Source organism: Sphingobacterium sp. 40-24 (assembly GCF_001899705.1).
Taxonomy (GTDB): Bacteria; Bacteroidota; Bacteroidia; order Sphingobacteriales; family Sphingobacteriaceae; genus Sphingobacterium; species Sphingobacterium multivorum.
The window spans coordinates 67,555-86,752 of record NZ_MKWH01000047.1 but is presented as its reverse complement, the minus strand read 5'-3'; the positions used below and the strand labels follow the sequence as shown (position 1 = coordinate 86,752).

Below are 19,198 nucleotides of genomic sequence, written 5' to 3'. Positions count from 1 at the left end.
TAAAATTCTACGAACTTTTCGATGACTTAATTAATACAACTAATATAAAACAGAACGTCTATTAGCTAAGAGGTCAAATTAGGTTTTTATCTTCCGTTAGGCGATTTCGTTATCAAAGAAGTATCCACGAGAAGAAGAAAAAGGCTTATTAAACTAAAAATAGCGCCATCCTATCGTAAGCGCTATTTTTAGAACAACAAGTTGATTAACAAAACGCTGCTTTGTCAATGAATCCCTTTAAAAATTCTATTCCACCGTACTTTGGAAAGTCCATTACCATCTGCATTCCAGCTCATCCAGGTAAATAATGCTTTTCCGACAATATGATCTTCCGGAACAAATCCCCAATCCCGCGCATCGAGCGAATTGTGCCTATTGTCGCCCATCATCCAATAATAATCCATTTTAAAGGTGTAGGAATCTGTTCGGTTTCCATTGATATAAAACCCATCCGATTTCTTTTCCAATTGGTTCTTTTCATACACACGGATAGCTCGTTCGTATAGTGGAAAGGTCTGTGCGTTTAATGGAATAGTCATTCCTTTCTTAGGAATAACTAAGGGGCCAAAATTGTCGTAGTTCCATTTGTATTGTGGATCATTTGGAAAGGTATTTGCTTGTGCAACTCCCGGTTTTTCCAAGTTCATTTGCATGGATTTGACATTGGGCCAGGATTTCACCATTGCCGCCTGTTCTTGGGTTAAAAAGATGAGATAAGCGCCGGGCTGAATGGGAGAGACTTCTATTCCCATATCTTTCAAGCGCTGTTCGTCCAGACCAGTCTCATCGGTGATCACAATATAATCCATTTGACTTTCCGGAGCAACAAAACCTGGCTTGTCGTTCACAAACAATACCCCTTCTTTCATACCGATTTTATCTCCCGGCATTCCCACACATCGCTTAATCAAATGTTCACGTTTGTCTACTGGGCGGGTCTGAATCGTAAATTGTTGGTGTACGGCTTCACGTCCCATACTACGCACCAAATCATAATAGGGCGAGTCCTGATTTTCCACAGCAACCGTATCACCGGCTGGTGCATTAAAAACGATTACATCATTCCGCTTGATCTCTTGAAATCCGGGCAATCGTTTGTAAGGAATTTTAATGAGTTCAGAAAAGGCTTTCCCTCCTATTAATGGCATCGTATGATGTGCAAAAGGAAAGGCTATTGGTGTATTGGGGATGCGGGGACCATAATTTAGTTTACTCACAAAAAGATAATCGCCAATGAGTAAAGACTGCTGCATAGAACCCGATGGAATCATAAATGCTTCCAATAGAAATCCACGAATTAGCGTTGCAGCGACAGTTGCAAACACAATCGCGTCGGCCCATTCACGCACTATTGATTTTTTATAGGGATATTTCTTCTTATAATCCATATAAGATTGATGTGCGATCTCCAACTCAGCTTCCTTTGTCGCCCCGCGACCTTCGGCATGCGCTGCTTTCAGATTTTTGGTGTATAGCCCATTTAGAAATTGCACATTTTTATCTTTGCCCCAAAGTGGCAGAACGATGAAAGGGACCAGTACTGCGGCGCAGTTTTCCCAAAATCTTCTTTTACCAAAACAATGAATAAAATCGAGGTAGAGATTATAAAATACAAAAATATTAACGATCGGAACCAGCAAAAGGATCAGCTGCCAGGTCTTCTTGCCTAGGATACGTGATTGGATCCACTGACTATAGACGGGCACAACTCCCTCCCAGCCTTTGCGTCCTGCTTTTTCAAATAGCAACCAAAAGCCGTAAACGGCAACTATAGTCAGTACAATAAAGATTGTAAGTATCATAAATTCGTTTAATTGCAGAATCAGTAATTAAAAAAAATATCAATAAATAATAAGTTTCTTTCTCTCCTCGGAAGAGGTTTTGGAAAGTTGAAGCTCATTGTAGCGCATAACGTACTTTATAAAAAGATCATAATCGTACTTCTTTTCATTTTCAAACTCAGCAAATAGCTCCGGTTCGTCATTGATCAAACGCCCCAAAGCAATTGTCCGCTTCTTTTTGCTGTTGCTAAAAAGTCCATTCGTATTGCTATTTATTTCAATCACCTCACCGGTTGACTTTTTTAATGCATAGGCATATTTAGACTTACTGACTCCAATGGATAACATCGTACCACCACCGCCTGTACCAAACATCATTCCGCCGCCACCACCGAGATTCAAATTAGACACATAATAAACCATTATTTCTCCATCAACCAGCACTTCAGCAAAAGTTGGCTCCTCTGTATAATATCGACCTATTTGAAATACTTGTGGAGAAGTTCCCTGAACAGGTTCCAAGCCATTTTCGACATAAGAGGGTGCATAGACTTTTCTTTTTGATTCCCAGTAAGCACGAAATACCTGATCTGGGGTAAAAGTTAGTTTCTCTTTCTGTTGATTTTCAAATTTGAGTTTGTGATCCTTGATGGAGGAGATTTTTCCATAAAGGGTATCTGCGTTCATAAGCACTACGTAATCCAATTTTTTTGCGGCTTCCTGGGCACTGGCTGTCATTAGTATACTGGCGCAGGAAGACAAAATCACAGCAGTTAAACTTGATATGGCTTTCATTGAAATCTGTTTTTGTCAATAGCTTTTGATCGCATAAACTCTCTTGACTGTATTCACTTATACTTGGCACTCTCCGCCAAGCTTCACGTAAAACTACATAAAAATATGAAATTCAAGTTCAGCCTAAGGAGTTTTAACGTTTGTTAGCATTTTGTTTTGCGAGGTGCTGTCCTACAATACTGCGAAGATTTTAGGATTCCGGGTTTCTCAAGCAACAACAGTTACACAGCAAAAAACAAAGCCACATCATTTTTGCTGATGTGGCTTACTGAACTGTGCATGAAATGATTTTAACTTTTATATTTACTTTCAAATGCTGTAGATGCTTTATTGACACCATTGCTCATATTTTCAAACGCTTTATTAATATTGTCAAGCAATGCAGACTCTTTGGTAGCATCTGGTGTTTTATTTTTTCGGAGCTCAATCAATTTGGGATAATCCTCTGTAACGATTTTCTTATACCCATTTAAGCCATCAAGCACTGCTTTTTGGAATGTCGCATCGCCTTTGAAATCTCCCAGATCTTCTACTTTCTTGATATCATCATTCAGAGATTTTTCCCAATCTGCACGTACCTGTTCGGCTTTCGTATAATCGGAACCATTCATTGCGGCATTCATCTCCGTCACATGTGTTTCACTACTGTTGATAACAGTAATGATCGAATTGTTGTATGCTGCAGGATCTTTTTCTCCCGTACTACAACTTGACATAGTCAATACCGCTACGGTCACCATGCCTGTAATAATTTGTTTAATCATTGTTGATCTATTTTTTCTTTATATTTCAGCATTAAATGCTCATTTACACAAAGATAGTCTTCAAATCATCGGGATTTCATCACGGAAATCAGGGATTTCCGGGGCCATTCAAGCTAAAGGGACATTAACTGATTGCGAAAGTTGTGATTGCCATTGCGTTGATCAAAACGGTCTGCAAGTTGATCCGCTAGTTTCCCATAATGGGTCGCCAGTTCGCTTGCGGTGTAGGTATTTTTCCCTTGAAAAAGATTATGCTGATTGCCGAGCTCAAGTATAAAAGGTTCGTCGGGACCGAAGTTCTTCATGGCTTCGGCGATATAGCAGGCCAATTGAAACATGGATCTATTTTCGGGACCATCGGCCCAAGGTAAAAAACGTTCGATCCATTCTTTGGCTTTACCATTATCGGTATAGGAAAAATAGGTTGCTAGTTTAATCGTCGAGATCAAAATTGCGGAATCCTTTTCTTTCTTAAAAACCTCCTTTTCTGCCAGCAGCGCCATTTTATCCGCTTGTTCGGTATCACCTTGCTTAAGACCTTCATAAGCCAGGTTCACGGCCGTACGCAAAGGGACATGGGAACAGGTAAACTGCCCTTCAATTAAGGGCAAGGCTTTCTCGGCCGCAGGAGCATATCCATACTGTAATAGTGTTGCTGATACTTCGGCATCCATTTCACAGGCTTCACAGTCGCTCATGTCATCTCTCTGCACAGCATTTACGTTCTTCAATGCGCGCTCGACAGCGGCTATATCTTTTTGCGCAAGGGCATCACTTAGCTCTTCATTGTGTATGGCACGCTTTCCATAACCGTTACGAATCAAGCGTTTTTCAAAGTCGCCCAAAGCTGCTTCAATCTGCTCACGGCTGACAGCAGGATTATCGTATAATTCGGACATCATCCATTTGTATTGCCATAAGAAATCTTCTTCATTAAAGAGTTCCGGATTTTCATCGTAAGCTTGTAATATCCACGCAAATGCGGGTAACGACTCGGTTGAAAAAGCGAGGTCTATCTCTTCACTGATTAAATCTAAACGAAGGTCATATCCCCATTCAATATCTTGGTTTTCATCTGCAATCCGTATAGCCTGTGTCAATAGATTAACCTTCTCCAAGGTATTGTCTACGCGTGCAACCTGATTGCGCAGTTTCTGAATTTTAAGTGTATACATCTTCTTATTCTCTTCTTTTAATGAAATATTTCCTTTTTAAATAAGCTCTCTAAAAGGTAAAGGGAAATTCTGACCTAGTGTAGAAATCCCTCCACCGCGTTAAAGATTCACAAAATTATCCAGCCCCATTACAATGAGGCTCTTTAGGGCTTCGTTCATGACCTTCATTTCCCGTTCCTGGACCGGGTACTTGCCCAAAATGAGTGCCTGCACGTAAAGTACTTCAATGACTGAACGCAGCATGTAAGCATCTTTAATATCCATTAGGGTGCTGATCAGCTGATTATCCGCATTTAAACATAAGGTATTCTGGATCTTATTCGGCCTGGATGTCTTGAGGACCTGCGCAAAAGGATTTGCATTTTCCTTTAATTGGCTAATCGTACTCTCTACACTATTTTGGTCCATTTTTGTAAAAATAGCTGGTGTATCAATCGGTTTAAACCGCCTAATTTCCAAGATGCAGCTGTAATCGTCCAAAATGCGCTGCGCTTCTTTCTGAAAAGAAACATATTGATTTTGCTCATCCTCATGAATCGGCTGAAATGTTTCCAGGAGCTGATTTGGCGACATCTCTGTTATCTTATAGTCGGGGTATCGTTGTTTGATCTTGCGGAGCAACTCCGTATCAAAGGTATAAGAAGCATTCACAAGAATCATTCCCTGTGTATCGGCCATACGGTCAATCTGTTTGAAATCCTCAAAATCAGCGCAGTAATAGAGCTGCTGTTGCTGATCGATGATATTTTGGAAACTCCGCTGTCCGCGATTGGTTTCAAACGGGATATCAGCTAAAAAAATAGCCAGGAAGTCGGGATCTTCGAGCGCAAAAGCTTTTAAATGGAGATAATGTGTCTGGATAATACGTATATAAATATCGAAGTCTATCTTCTTCACTTGTTGCAGGTACGTTTTGAGCACTGCTGCAATTTCTTTTCGCGCCTGCCGCAATAGATCATTTTTCATCAGAGACTCTCGTGAGGCAGTAGCACTAAGTTCCTCTGTATTGACAAGCATCCGGACAAAAAAGGCCCAATTTGGCAAAATAGACTGATCTTCTTCGGCAAGAAACATGCGCTTCAAGTAAATTCGGTGACGCTGCTTACTACTAAACTGGGTACGGAAAGGTAAAATATACAACACACCCTTTGCCTTACCCGCCGTCGTTTCAAATGGAATTGCATCCAAAAAGTTGACATGAAAGAGTTCTTTGCCTATAGCAAGCAATTCCGCCTTCGAAACCGATGGAGCTAGCCATTTAGGTGATTCTTTATGGATGATCTTTTCGGCACCTCCCACCACGATAGAAATAGTTTCTCGCAGCGCATCTCCATAAAACTTAATTTTTTTCTCAAAATAATCCCCTTCAAAAATATAGGAGAATTGCTTTTTAGGGCTTAGGATAACCCGTGTTCCGACAGGAATATCTTCTGTCAGACGCTCGATTTTATAGTCCCCTTCAGCTCTAGCCGTCCAACGTAGAGGCAGTTGTTCAAGAGCAGATTTTGTTTCAACAATAATCTCATCGCTGACCACAAAACAAGAAAGCAGTCCAATACCAAACTTACCGATAAAGTCCTGAGCATCCTTGATGTCCTTACTCTTTGAGCTCTCCCCGATAACCGACAAAAATTGATGAATATCGGCCTCCTTTAGGCCTATTCCATTATCGCTGAACAGAAACTTCGGCTGTTCAGTGCTTGGCAGCTCAATCGTTATTTTTCCTTGATGGTATTCATCCAAGTGTTTCAATGCTGTAATTGCATCCACGCCGTTTTGAAGCAGTTCCCGAATAAATGTATTGGGATCGCTATACAGGTGTTCTGAGAGCAGTGCGATCATTCCTTTCAGATTGACCTGAAAGGAATAGGATTTTTCTTCGTGCATGTTTTTCTTACTTTCTCGTTTTCTTTGTCAATCGAATAGCATCTTCATGTCCATTGTCTGCCGCCCGTTCAAACCACTCCAGGGCAAGATCTTCATTTTCTTCTACCCCGTCCCCCATGAGATAACAGTTGGCCAGTTTATATTGTGCGTCAGCATGATCCGCTTCGGCGGCCTTCATAAGCCATTCGACACCGTCTTGAAGGTCCATCTGTACGCCATCTCCTTCCAGCAGTTGCACCGCAACAAAGTAAGTGGCATACACATTCCCTTGCTGCGCTACTTCCATAAAATACCCATAGGCGGCTGCTTTATCGATCTCGGTACCTATTCCAAAATAATAACAACGGGCCAATCGGTAGCTCGCCTGCTGATTTCCTCGCTCCGCAGCTTGAGTATAATATCCAAATGCTTTTGTCGGCTGTGCTTCCACGCCGATACCAAACTCATAGCACATGCCAATTCCCTCCGTCAGATAGCCAAGTTTTTCGGCACGCATGTAGTAATCAAAACCTTTGTCGTATTCTTCCCGCTGATCATAGTCGAAGAAAAAGTAGTCGCCAAGCAGCACGAGTGCCTCAGCTACATTTTTTTGTGCTGCCTCTTCCAAAAGCTGAAGACCATGTGCTACATTCTGTTGCACCAAACCGGTCAAATAATATCGTCCCAATACGTAAATTGCATAAGGGAACCCCAGATCGGCAGCTTTCTTAATGTTTTCCTGTGCTTTAAATGTATCTTGGTTCAATCCATAACCATACTCATAACAGAGACCCAGATCAGTCAAAGCCTGTACATGATTTCGTTCAGCAGCCTGTTGGTATAAAGCAATCATCCGGTCCAGATTTATCTCCGTACCTATGCCCCCCCGGTAACATCGCGCCAGTTCATATATACTATTGAGCTCCTGCATCCCGGCTCCGGTTTCAAAGGCGGTAAAAGCTGTTTTCGGTTGGGGAGCTCCGGACTGGTGATAATCATTTTCCAAATAAATACCTTTTAAATAATAGGCATAGGGATAGCCAAGATCTGCCGCACGCGAGAAATAATCAAAGGCCAATTTATAATCCGGTTCGGATTTTAATTCAGCAGCTAAACCCATTTCAGTCAGCGCAGTAGCGTTATTATATACTGCCGCTTCCTCGAAGTAAGGCAATGCAGCTGCCAGATCAGGCGCATCATTATGGATTCCATACTTTAAGAATCTGCCGACTTGATATAAAGCTTGTGGCAGTTTATCTTTTGCGGCATCCTGATAATAATCAAAGGCGGCTTTGTAATCCGCCGCCAAACCCTCGTAACCAGATTCGAGCATGTTGCCTAGGCGCAACTTCGCGTAAGCAATATTTTTTTCTGCCATTTCGCTGAAGCGCTGGAATGCTGATGTTTCATTCCTAGGAAGGAACTGACCTTCGAGGAGGATTTCAGCAAGTTCAACCTGCGCTTCCACATAATTATCTCTCTCGTCGAGCAAATGCAATAAAGATAATCCCTTTTCGATGTCCTGCAGCGCGTTCTGATAGAGATAGAGACAAGCAAGACGATAGCCCGCATAATTATTATTATAATCGTATGCTTTCTGGAGATACCACAGCGGTTCTTCGAAATCCTGTTTTTCCAGACGGTCATTGCCTAATACCTGAAGTTTGATAAGTGCTATTTGCACCGCAGCATCCATCATTCCGTATTCAAACAGCTCTTGATATTCCGGTATAAGAAGCTCCTGTTCAATTAAGGAAGCCGCCTCCGCACGTTTTATTTCATTCAGCACAAATCTGCAGTAACGAGACTCAGCCATCGCAATACCCTCTTCCAGTGTTTGCAGGCGTTTTTCCTTGTCCTCTTTACGCGCATAGTAAAATTGTAGCGCCTCATAATAATGGCGCAGTAGTTTCCGCTCCGGCGACTGCTTGAGCACCTGTATACGGTCAAAGACTTCTTCGTATTTATCGGTCCAGACATCGATATGGGCAGCATAAGCAATTCCCCAGCGATCTCCGCCCAACGCGAGCTCATCCAGTTCGGCCTTGGCGCTATCGCGGTCGATAGCAGACAGCATGCCTAAATAATTGTAGTATAAATAAAGAGGTCTTGCCCATTCAACACCCGCATCGATGCCTCTCTTCAAATACAGGGAAGCTTTTTCTTTATCCACCACATGTCGGCGGCATAAAATATGCTGTAAGCCAAGCTCCACCCATGCGTGAGGATTGATTGCAGCATAGCGCTCCAATATTGTCCGTATTTTATCAATAAAAAAGGAATAATCCTCTTCGTTCAGATATACGTTTGCTGCAAAATCAGTTCCTTTTTCAAATAATGCATCATAAAGTGCAGCCGCACTGGGTTGCTGCAAGTTGTGCTCAAAATAAATTAGGACATCAAGCCATATATCGGGCGTAATGCGTTTCGAAAGGTCAACTGTCAATTGATGTTCAGCCGATTGCAACGCGGCAACTTTAATAGAATATTCTTCACTTAACTTCATATATCATCGTATGTACTACTTGTAAAACATGCTTTTTATACTCTTCAGGCGCCAAAAAGCAACAAAAACTTTGCCACTGTATCGTACAGTCTATTCTGTTATTATAATGCAACCATATTGCTTTTAAAATCTTTTCACTATATTTGTTGCAACTTAATTGCAATACATACTACTTGGAATACATATGGATTGCACGACTTACGCTTTACGAATCGAATACACATAGATGAATAGGTATATTATTTTTTTAATTATCGCAGCACAACAACTATTTCTCCCGTGTTATGGACAGGAGGAGAGCATCGAGCTTGAAGAAGTTAAAGTAGGCGGGCGACGTTATAACCGCGCAGCAGAGGGCGCATTATCGATTCAACTGTTGACTGCCGACTCTATACAAAAATACCAAGGCGGGAGTTTAATGCAGACATTAAGCCGACTTCCCGGTGTCAGCGCCATCGGCATAGGTGCCAATCAATCTAAACCGCAAATTAGAGGGCTCGGATTTAATCGTGTGGCCACGGTAGAAAATGGAATTAAACATGAAGGCCAGCAGTGGGGATTGGATCATGGACTGGAAATCGATCAATTCAGTGTGGGAAGTGCCGAGGTACTTAAGGGGGCCAGCTCATTTCTCTATGGCTCAGATGCTATTGGGGGTGTGGTTCGGTTAGCACCGCCAGCGGAACTACAGAAGACAGGTTTTAAAGGGCAGTTTAACCTATTGACAAAGTCAAATAACGCGACTTTTGGCGGATCGCTACAAGCACAGGGTAGAAAGGGGAATTGGGTATTTGGAAGCGGATTCACGCACCTGGAATATGGCGATTACCGAGTGCCCACAGATACCGTCTATGTCTACAATTATGCGGTACGCCTGAAAAATCGGCATGTTCGCAACACAGCAGGACGAGAAACACATTTTCAACTACGTGGTGGATATCTATCGGATCGTTTTTCTTCGATTTTCTACCTGAGTAATTATCATACAAAGCTTGGCTTCTTTGCCAATGCGCATGGCTTGGAACCGCGGGGCGTAGATACAGCTCTTTATGACAAATCCAGTCGTGACATTGGTTTCCCTAGCCAGACGGTCAATCACCTGAAGATTATTAACCGCAACTTTATCGATCTGGATAAGCATAAGCTTTGGATAGACCTGGGTTATCAGAAAAACTACCGCCAAGAGTACAACAATTACACCGCGCATGGTTATATGCCTCCCGTTTATCCAAACGATATGACTGTCCCGATCAATTTGGAAAGGTTGTATGACAAACGGGTCTATAGTATCACTGTAAAAGACCAATTTGAGTTGGCCAGACATCGACTTACCCTAGGTGCAAATGGAGAGTATCAGGACAATCGGATCGATGGCTGGGGCTTCCTCATCCCCTCATTTAACCAAAAAGCAATGGGCCTATTCGTATACGATCAATACAAGCTCGCGGACCAAACGATGCTGTACGGGGCGTTGCGTTACGATTACAGCCATATTCAGACGTCACCTTACCGGGATTGGTTCGAATCACAGCTGGAAGACAATCAGTCGGGAAGAATAGTTCGGGCTTCAGCGCTCAGTCGCCGTTTCAATAGCCTGGTTTGGTCTTTAGGAGCGGCACATCAATTCGGAGATCTGGAAACAAAAATCAATGTAGGAAAGAGTTTCAGGGCTCCTATTGCACAGGAGCTCGGTGCTAATGGTGTCAATTATCACTACTTCAGTTATGAAAAAGGCAATCAATCCTTGTCCCCCGAACAATCCTACCAGCTGGATTTATCATTGACCTGGAGTCCCAGAAAAGTCTTTGTCGCCTTTACGCCGTTCTTTAATTACTTTTCCAATTATATCTACCTCAACCCCACGTCGCGCTACGATCAATATTATGGTGCCGGCAATCAAATCTTTGAATATATGGAAAGCCGTGTTCGCCGCTATGGAGCTGAATTGAAGCTCAGCTATCAGCTTTTGAAACAATGGAAAGTAGAATTATTGGGCGAATATGTCCGATCAGAACAACTATCGGGTGCAAAGAAAGGCTATACACTTCCATTCTCTCCGGCACCGTCAGCGTTGATGGACATCAGCTGGACAGCAAAAAATACCAAACATTTTAAAGAGACCTACCTTTCCGTCGATTGCAAGTGGACAGCTGCGCAGCATCATATTGTTCCGCCAGAAGAGTCCACAGCAGCTTATCAGGTTTTCAACTTTCGAGCAGGAACACAGCTTCGGTTTTCGGGATCTGCCCTTCAATTACGCCTGCAGGTTCAAAATCTTTTTGACAAGAAGTATATGGACCATACCAGCTTTTATCGGCTGATCTCATTGCCTGAACAGGGGAGGAATTTTGTTCTATCCATTGGAGTTCCCTTTGGAAAACAGTCCAGATCGTAACATGAACGACCGCGAATGAAGAATAAAAATAACTTTTACCGAAATATAGCCACTTTAAATAAGCCTTTGATCGCAATGAATTACGTGAATCGAAGCGTACAGTGAACTCTTATACAATTTGTAACGAAGACACCTGAATAACCGAACATCACACAGGCATGCTAACAATAAAAGATATACGAATGAATAAAAATTTAAAAATGAAAGGATCTCCTATGAAAACAGTCCAAAAATATACACTTATCGCGGTGTTACTTACGATGGCCGTTGCCTGCAAGAAAGATAAGGAAAGCATCGACACCGAAAAACCGGTCATCGCCATCGATTCCGAAACGGCTTTTCCAAAACAATGCAGCACCATCAAACGCGGTACAAGCTTTACTTTCCACAGTAAGCTATCCGACAATGTAGCGCTCGGCAGCTATAGTATTGATGTACACCACAATTTTGACCATCATTCGCATAGCACAGAAATCGGAGAGTGTACTATCGAACCTATCAAAACGCCTATCAAACCCTTTACTTTAGTCAAGACGGTCAATATTCCGGGTCAGCCACAGCAATACGATGCCGAATTAAAGATTGATGTACCACCCGATATCGATCCGGGCAATTATCATTTTATGATCCAGGTGACTGATCTGGCGGGATGGAGCAGCCAAAAAGGAATCAGCATCCGTATAGTCGAATAATACCATACATATTTATCAACTCAATTTAATTAAATCCATTTTACATGAAAACTAGAAACATTCGATTCTTCTTCCTGTTAAGTACACTTCTTTTCGGTTTTTTATCATCCTGTAAGAAAGATAACGAGGAAATTCCAGCACTTGCAAAGCCCCAGATCAGCGCACTCGAAATCGGCAGTGGCAATAACAAAACTGTTCAGGCGGGATCAGACCTACATCTTGAAGGCGATATTCTCGCCGAAGCACTCATTGCTAAGATCGAAATAGAGGTTCATCAAGAAGGTGGTGGTCAGTATAAGTTTACAAAAGCCTATACGGATGGGAAATACATTGGTGTAAAAAATGCAACATTTCATGAACACATCGATGTTCCGGCAGATGCACCCGCTGGAGCCTATCATTTTCATTTTACAGTAACCGACAAAGCCGGAAATACAACTACAGTAGAATCTCCATTAACAATACAAGGTACAGATGCCAAAGTTGCTTATAAGCTTATATTTACGGAAGTAGCCGGCGAAGCCCATGGCGACCATTTCCATGATCTTGCCGACAAAGAAAAGGTAGAACCAATTGCTATCAGCTTTGATGACAAGGGAACAGTATTGGCAGGAGGACATGCTCACCTCCATCCCGCAGGGATCTATAAAATTGAATTAAAACAATTTGATACTTCTTCAAAAGAAATCCAAGGGCAATACATTGTCAATAAAGCAACAGCAGACTACTATAAGGCTTTCCTTACAGGTGGTTCTTTTGTTCTTAATCCCAATAGCAATACAGGAAGTGGTGCGATCTTTCAAACGAAAGAGGCGACCTACGGTGATGGCACTGCAGTCAACGGAGCAACGGAGACAACAGGAATCATCACGTACTTTACCGCAGGAAAAGATAATGAAGGCGAAAAAAATGTAGTCTTTGTACTTCGCAAGTTTAACGATGCAACCACAAAAGCAAAAGTTACCCGTGCTGACTGGAACCTATCGGATTATGCCACTAAGTTCGCTGGTCAGGATCTCATAAAGCTATCTTTTGAACTTCACGCAGAGGAAGGAGAAGATTAGTCCCAAAACAAAAAACCGCCTTGCTATTCACAATTTGTTGGCAAGGTGGTTTTACACAGGTCATTTTCCCGACGTGCGCAGTTGGCAAAATCATCAAAGCGTTATTTTTTACAGCAATTGGCTTAGTCCCTTACCTTCGTAAGCACATTTCCCTGTGGATCGAGTACCAGCTTCCAATCCTCTTTGCCATTTTTCACTTCAAACGCATAACTCACTTTCTGATCAGCGGTAATCTTTTTTGCGTCTTCAATGCGATAGCCCGGAAAATCTCTCTTCACCCGGTCCAGCACACTCTTCGGCAATTCTTTTTTGTTGATTTCAGTTTTATACCGCAAAACTTTTCCGTTAGGTTGAAACCAAGCTTCCTGATCTGTACCAAATAAGCCCGTTTCAAATTCCACTTCATACACATTACCTTTCACCTCCCACTCCACTTTTTTGGCTTTTGGAAATTTCTGTTGGAAACTGTTCACCACTACAGCGGGCACTTGACTTTGTGGTATATCTTGCGCAATAGCTCCTGTTGTTGTCAGTGCAAGCACGAATGCACTCCAGATTAATTTACAATTCATGATTCTATTTTTTAGTATACTACAAAGTAAAAAAGCGAATCTGTAAAGATTTGGGAACACTTGCCTGCTCCTGGAATATTTTCTAAGGGAACATATTTACCTGAAAGCTATGCTGGTTGTTTTCATACTGGTAGACGATCGCAAAACCATAGAGGTGACAGATAGCCTGCACAATGGCCAGCCCCAAGCCAGTACCTTTGGATGTTGCATCTGACTTATAAAAACGGGAAAATACCAGGTTAGCATCCAAGGCGGCATGCGTACTCGTATTGGACACGGTCAGTCCTTTGTTCGTTATACGGATATTCACCTCACCCCCCAATTTATTGTGGAACAACGCATTACGCAGGAGATTTGACACAACGATGTTGGCCAAAGCACTATCCATTTGTACACTCAGCTGATCTTCTTGTACAACATTGATTTTTACCTGTTTAAATTCAGCAATAGCCTCAAACTCCGCCACAATATTCAGCACAAGCGTATTGAACGAAAGATCCTCATTGTGCAAAAATTGTTTATTCTCAATTTTACTCAACAGCAACAAGGATTTATTGAGGCGCACAAGCCGCTCGGCAGTTGCTAATACTGCTGCGACAGTCTCAGACTGTTCCTGGTTCAACCCCTCTGTTTCCGCCATGATTTCCAATTTGTTGATCATAATGGCCAACGGTGTCTGTAATTCATGCGAAGCATTGCCAATAAACTGTTTTTGCTGTTCATAGCTTTCTTCGTTATGGCGAATTAAGGTAGCGACAGCAAGCTCGAGATCTTTAAATTCCTGGATCTGCGTATCCATAGCAGGCTTCTCCTTGGTTTTGCCCAAACGGAATCGTGTCAACTGATCCAAGAAAGTATATAATGGTCCCCATAAACGTTCTATTACGACTTTATTGATGGATACGATACTGATGACCAACAGAATAAATAAAATAACAACAGAATAAAAGAGATTCTTAATTAGATCGCTCTCTTCGATCATCGAATTGATGATCGAAAGTTCATAATAATGTCCTTGATGTTCAAATGCTGTCGTCAACATTCGGACTGGTTCCAGTTCCGGCTCGGGATCATCATCGTCCTGCATATACAACATGGTGTCCTTATAAACGTTTTGCATCTTAAGGGCTTGTTCTTCGGAAATCTGGCGTACCTTATAATTATTTATCCCAAACTCTAAATCTGGAGCTACGGTGGGATTGCTGGAAAGTTCCTGGATAATTAGCCGCTTTTGGTTTTCGAGTTCTTCGTCGATATTATCGTGGATCACCTCCAGCATAAATAGATAGAACACTGTTGACCAAAGCGCGATGACCACCAACACGGAGATCGAAAGATACTTTAGTGTTTGGTTGGCTAATCTCATTTTTCGACAAGTTTATAACCGATTCCATATACCGCTTCAAAATCCACATCAGCATGACTAGCCAAGAATTTTTTGCGCAAGTTTTTTATCTGTGAATAGATGAAATCAAGATTATCCGCCTGGTCTGTATTATCGCCCCATACATGTTCTGCCAGCGCACTTTTGCTGACCAGTCTATTTTTGTTCAATAAGAAGTAGTTGAGCATATCGAACTCTTTCCGATTTAACGGCACAGGCTCCTGTGCAATAAATAAGCAGCGTTCATTGAGATCCAGCACGATGTTTCCCATTTCCAATGTATTCTTACCTTCCCGTTGTTTTCTTCGTAACACGGCTTTAATCCGTGCATTCAGCTCAGCAATATGAAAGGGTTTTGTCAAATAGTCATCGGCTCCAAGTTCGAGTCCCTTTAGCTTATCGTCCAAAGAATCCTTTGCGGAGATAATGATCACATTATCGGACTTACCCTCATTTTTGAGCTGATCGAGGATCTGCAAACCATTGCCTCCAGGCAGCATGATGTCGAGCAGGATACAATCGTAATCATAAACAGCGACTTTCTCAAGGGCTGATTCGTAATCAGCGGCAGTTTCTACCGTATATTCTTCCTTAAGTAAAGATGCCTTCACAATTTCCCTTAAATCCGCTTCGTCTTCAATAACCAATATTTTCATCTTCTTAATTCTATTTAGAGGAAAACTTGTTTAAACAATAGTGATCTGTCCATGCTAAATGACAAGTTACATACACAATTGTTTATGACAAAGGTACCTTGAATTTGGGAAAGATTTAGGAATACACTGCTAGCGTACTATTTTAAGCTGACATCCAGGTAAACCGAATGACGTCCGTAGGTATCATAAAACGGTTTATAAAGTACATCATCAATGTAAAATTCCAATGTTTCGGGATTCCCTTTAATCGACTTAGCAATATCGTTGGCATCTAACGTTACTTTACGCCAGTCTTTTCTTGCTGCAGGTTCCTGGGCTGCCAATAAGATTGGTCCATAAAACAGACTTGCAATATTGGGCTGATCCATAACCGGATCCAGATGAAACTGAAATGGCATTTTAAGCGTGATCACATCGCCATCTTTCCAGGTGCGGTTTAATGTCAGGTAAGTCCCGGGCTCAGCCTTAATTTTTTGATCGACTCCATTTATTGCAACAAAAAATCCCTTTGTTGCCCAGCTTGGCACCCGCACATGAAGTTCAAATTTGCCATTCCCCCGTATGGTCAGCGCTGTTTGATCCGCTTTCGGAAAACTGGTTTGTTGCTCGACGCTAATTCCGCGTTCCGTCCAGTGTAAGGTAGAAGGAATATACAGATTGACATACAGCGCCTGGTCATCCTTACTTTTAAAATAGATTGTATTCTGCAATTTAGTACTGCTCTCAATAGCCGTACCATTACAGCAGGTAAAGCCTTTCATATCGGCATTTCCAAACTGCTTAATAGATCCCGCGCGTAAAGGCACATGATATGTATTTGCTGGACTATTTTCTGCAACAGAAGCTAAGATATGATTGTATAATCCACGTTCATAATAATCCATCAACTCTGCGCGCTGATCGAACATAAACAAGTCACTTGTCAATTTCAACATGTTGTAGGTTGCGCAGGTTTCGTTCTGCCCACCTGCAGAAAATCCATTTTCATATAATGTCGCCGGCTGACTAATAAAACATTCGGCATTAGCCGGATTTCTTGCCCCAGCCACACCACCGATACTATACATATAATCGTTGGTGGCCCTATACCAAAAGTTGTCCGCTATTTTATAATATTGAGGCTCATTGGACACCCGATATAGTTCCATACTGCCCACAATTTGAGGAATATGCTGATTGGCATGTAGCCCTCTAAAAGTATCTACATTTTTGGCCAGTCCATGTGCATGCGCTGCGTTGCCGTAGAACATATCAATATTGTCAAATAAACGGGCGGTTTTTAAATAGTTCTCTTCACCCGTTATACGGTATAACCTGGCCATCACTTCATTCATCCCACCAAATTCACCGGCGATATAGGTATTCCACATTTTGATCAGTGTGTCGGTCGGGACTTGATTTAAACGCGTATACACCCAGTTGCCCATTCCCTGCGCGATCTCTAATGCTTTTTTATTTTCACTTACCTCATAAACATCCAACAGGCCGGCCAAGATCTTATGCAGGGTATAATAAGGAGCCCAAATTTGGTTCTTCTGCCCGCCATATTTTGCGCCATGCTCGAGCATAATAAACTGATCCGGGGGATAGGCACTGATAAAACCTAGCCCCCAGTTCCAATAATCTGTACGGATTCCTTCGTCACTCAGGTCAGAATCATAAGCCGATTTACCGGGGCCATAAGGTACCGCAGCAGGATCTGCGACATAAGCCTGCCCCGCTTCTTTCTTTTGCCTCGGCGCGCCCGACAACTTTGACAAGGCATAAAGCACGTTGACCATGGTATCCATCTTGCCCATAAATTTTGACTGAAGCGCTTTATCATACCCTGTGCTCGCATAAGCTTGTGCAATTGCCGTCAGGTAATGTCCTGTAGCATGACCCCGCAGTTTGATATCCTGGCTGTCCCACACTTCCAAGGGCTGCGCACCTGCCGGTTGCTTCTGCCCAAACGCGTGACGAAACATATAAAGGAATGAATTGGGATCCGATTTTGCCAATGTATCAATGAATTTATTCCGATTTTCAATAAACTTCGTTTGATGATGCTTTACATCCGTATTAAGGGAAACCTGATCCAAATGAAATGCTTCCAATTTTAAGTTAGGCAAGTTGGACTTTGCCTTCCCTTTAACGGTAATGATGGCTTTCGGTTTCAGATCAGTCCCGGGAACACGCCCCGTGACTGTATAAGCTGTTTGCTGCGAGACGGCACTATTGTCGGTTGGTGCAGGCCACAACACACGCACTTTCGGTCCTACCATACCGTCTTTATAGGTTCCGGCGACATAACTCGGCAATCGGGGTAGCTCACCAACCTCCGTTTCCACGGTCACGTCTGTTACCCCCGTTAAAAAGGCATTATAAAGCTCTGCTTTGTTCATTGGAAATCGCGGTAAGTCATCCTCAGCCTTACCCTTAGAAGTAATATCTTCACGAACACCCTTCAATGCATTTCTGTATACCATGCCGATCTGGTTTCGATTCAGTGGCACACGATAAATGCGAAAATCATGCAACAGTGCATTTAAACTTACACTGCCCCCCAAAAGGGATTTTCCGATGTATAAAGTCCTCTTACTACCCGTCTGTCCAAAAACTTCAGCCAACTCCTGTGGGATATTTTTAACCTCTCCAGCTGGCATACCATCCAAATACGTTTGCATAGTCCCTGAAGGTATGTCAACCACAATGGCCAGATGCACCCATTTGTTTAATGGTGCAGCCGATGAGACTGCATTTTTTACGTCGGTTTTCTTTGGGGCGATTATACCCATGTAGCCATTTTGCTGCGCTGTCCCCGTTGGTGTTCCAGCAAAATGCCGGGCGATGTCTTGTCCAAAATCGAATAAATATTGCCCAGACTGCGCGGCACGTAAGTACATCCAGCCTGTTATACTGATCGACTCGAGTTCATTGAGCACTTGCGGTGGAAGTACGACAAAATCATCCTTTCCTCCTGCCAGAGACAGCACCTTTATAAATTGCTTATCTGGCACAAACGAAGCTTTTGTGCCCTGGAATTTACCGTGTAGTCCATTGCGCGACCAATCTTTAAAATCACCATCAAAGACATAACGGGCCACCATGCCTGTCTCACCAATACCGTCCAAGATCTGATCCCCACTCTGTGCCACAGCTATAGCTGTTGTTTTGATAAAAATCGTAAGAATTGCTGCAAAATATATCGTATATCTTTTCATATCGCTATTTATTATTCGCTAATGATTTAATGTTTAATGATCACCTTCTAGCTGAATGAGCGCTGTCACCGTATCTTTTCCTTTTATTGTCGTCAAAAGATGACAAACAAGATAAAAAGCAGCCTATTAAGCCTCCAAAGTCGAAGAAGATGTTTTGTATTGCTGTCTATTTGACATTTATAAAATTAATGAGTATACATCATTAAACATAGGTTTATTTTAGCCGATATTCTCCAGATTTTAACTACCGTCCGTCGCGTCTACTGTCGTCCACGGGCCCACAAATCCTCCTGTCCCCTAGCGGAGGTAACCCCACCACTATACTATGCCCATACTAAGCGCAGG

Annotated in this window: 13 protein-coding genes; 3 read left to right on the top strand and 10 right to left on the bottom strand. The window is 42.4% G+C overall.

Annotated features, from left to right (window positions below):
* Positions 1 to 224: 224 nt before the first annotated feature.
* The 6 genes from lepB to BGP15_RS18240 form a co-directional block, all read right to left on the bottom strand.
* On the bottom strand, positions 225 to 1,802 hold the full coding sequence (lepB, locus tag BGP15_RS18265) for a signal peptidase I (protein WP_286770421.1): 1,578 nt from the start codon (positions 1,800 to 1,802) through the stop codon (positions 225 to 227).
* Positions 1,803 to 1,841: 39 nt separating this feature from the next.
* A complete protein-coding gene (locus tag BGP15_RS18260) occupies positions 1,842 to 2,576 on the bottom strand; it encodes a hypothetical protein (protein WP_286770420.1) in 735 nt (244 codons plus the stop codon).
* Between the two features lie 290 nt (positions 2,577 to 2,866).
* Positions 2,867 to 3,340, bottom strand: coding sequence for an LIC11966 family surface protein (locus BGP15_RS18255; protein ID WP_286770419.1), 474 nt, complete (start codon positions 3,338 to 3,340; stop codon positions 2,867 to 2,869).
* A gap of 113 nt (positions 3,341 to 3,453) precedes the next feature.
* A complete protein-coding gene (locus tag BGP15_RS18250) occupies positions 3,454 to 4,515 on the bottom strand; it encodes a hypothetical protein (RefSeq protein ID WP_286770418.1) in 1,062 nt (353 codons plus the stop codon).
* Between the two features lie 99 nt (positions 4,516 to 4,614).
* Complete coding sequence (locus BGP15_RS18245; protein ID WP_286770417.1) at positions 4,615 to 6,402, bottom strand: HSP90 family protein; 1,788 nt, start codon at positions 6,400 to 6,402, stop codon at positions 4,615 to 4,617.
* Between the two features lie 7 nt (positions 6,403 to 6,409).
* Complete coding sequence (locus tag BGP15_RS18240) at positions 6,410 to 8,887, bottom strand: tetratricopeptide repeat protein (RefSeq protein WP_286770416.1); 2,478 nt, start codon at positions 8,885 to 8,887, stop codon at positions 6,410 to 6,412.
* Positions 8,888 to 9,113: 226 nt separating this feature from the next.
* On the opposite strand from BGP15_RS18240, the gene BGP15_RS18235 reads away from it, so the two are divergent.
* From BGP15_RS18235 to BGP15_RS18225, 3 genes are all read left to right on the top strand, one after another.
* Complete coding sequence (locus tag BGP15_RS18235; protein ID WP_286770415.1) at positions 9,114 to 11,282, top strand: TonB-dependent receptor; 2,169 nt, start codon at positions 9,114 to 9,116, stop codon at positions 11,280 to 11,282.
* A gap of 215 nt (positions 11,283 to 11,497) precedes the next feature.
* Positions 11,498 to 11,974 (top strand): DUF4625 domain-containing protein, encoded by a 477-nt coding sequence (locus BGP15_RS18230; RefSeq protein WP_286770414.1) that lies wholly within the window; start codon positions 11,498 to 11,500, stop codon positions 11,972 to 11,974.
* Positions 11,975 to 12,018: 44 nt separating this feature from the next.
* The gene (locus BGP15_RS18225; RefSeq protein ID WP_286770413.1) at positions 12,019 to 13,038 is read left to right on the top strand and encodes a DUF4625 domain-containing protein; all 1,020 of its coding nucleotides are present in this window, start codon (positions 12,019 to 12,021) and stop codon (positions 13,036 to 13,038) included.
* A 122-nt stretch (positions 13,039 to 13,160) separates the two neighbouring features.
* Here the strand turns inward: BGP15_RS18225 and BGP15_RS18220 are convergent, their stop codons facing one another.
* The 4 genes from BGP15_RS18220 to BGP15_RS18205 form a co-directional block, all read right to left on the bottom strand.
* A complete protein-coding gene (locus tag BGP15_RS18220; protein WP_286770412.1) occupies positions 13,161 to 13,610 on the bottom strand; it encodes a PepSY-like domain-containing protein in 450 nt (149 codons plus the stop codon).
* Positions 13,611 to 13,692: 82 nt separating this feature from the next.
* Complete coding sequence (locus tag BGP15_RS18215) at positions 13,693 to 14,976, bottom strand: sensor histidine kinase (protein ID WP_286770411.1); 1,284 nt, start codon at positions 14,974 to 14,976, stop codon at positions 13,693 to 13,695.
* Positions 14,973 to 15,650: a response regulator transcription factor gene (locus BGP15_RS18210; RefSeq protein WP_286770410.1), complete on the bottom strand. Its 678-nt coding sequence runs from the start codon at positions 15,648 to 15,650 to the stop codon at positions 14,973 to 14,975. Before BGP15_RS18210 ends, BGP15_RS18215 begins: the two co-directional genes overlap by 4 nt.
* A gap of 137 nt (positions 15,651 to 15,787) precedes the next feature.
* Complete coding sequence (locus BGP15_RS18205; RefSeq protein ID WP_286770409.1) at positions 15,788 to 18,853, bottom strand: beta-L-arabinofuranosidase domain-containing protein; 3,066 nt, start codon at positions 18,851 to 18,853, stop codon at positions 15,788 to 15,790.
* Between the last annotated feature and the right edge of the window lie 345 nt (positions 18,854 to 19,198).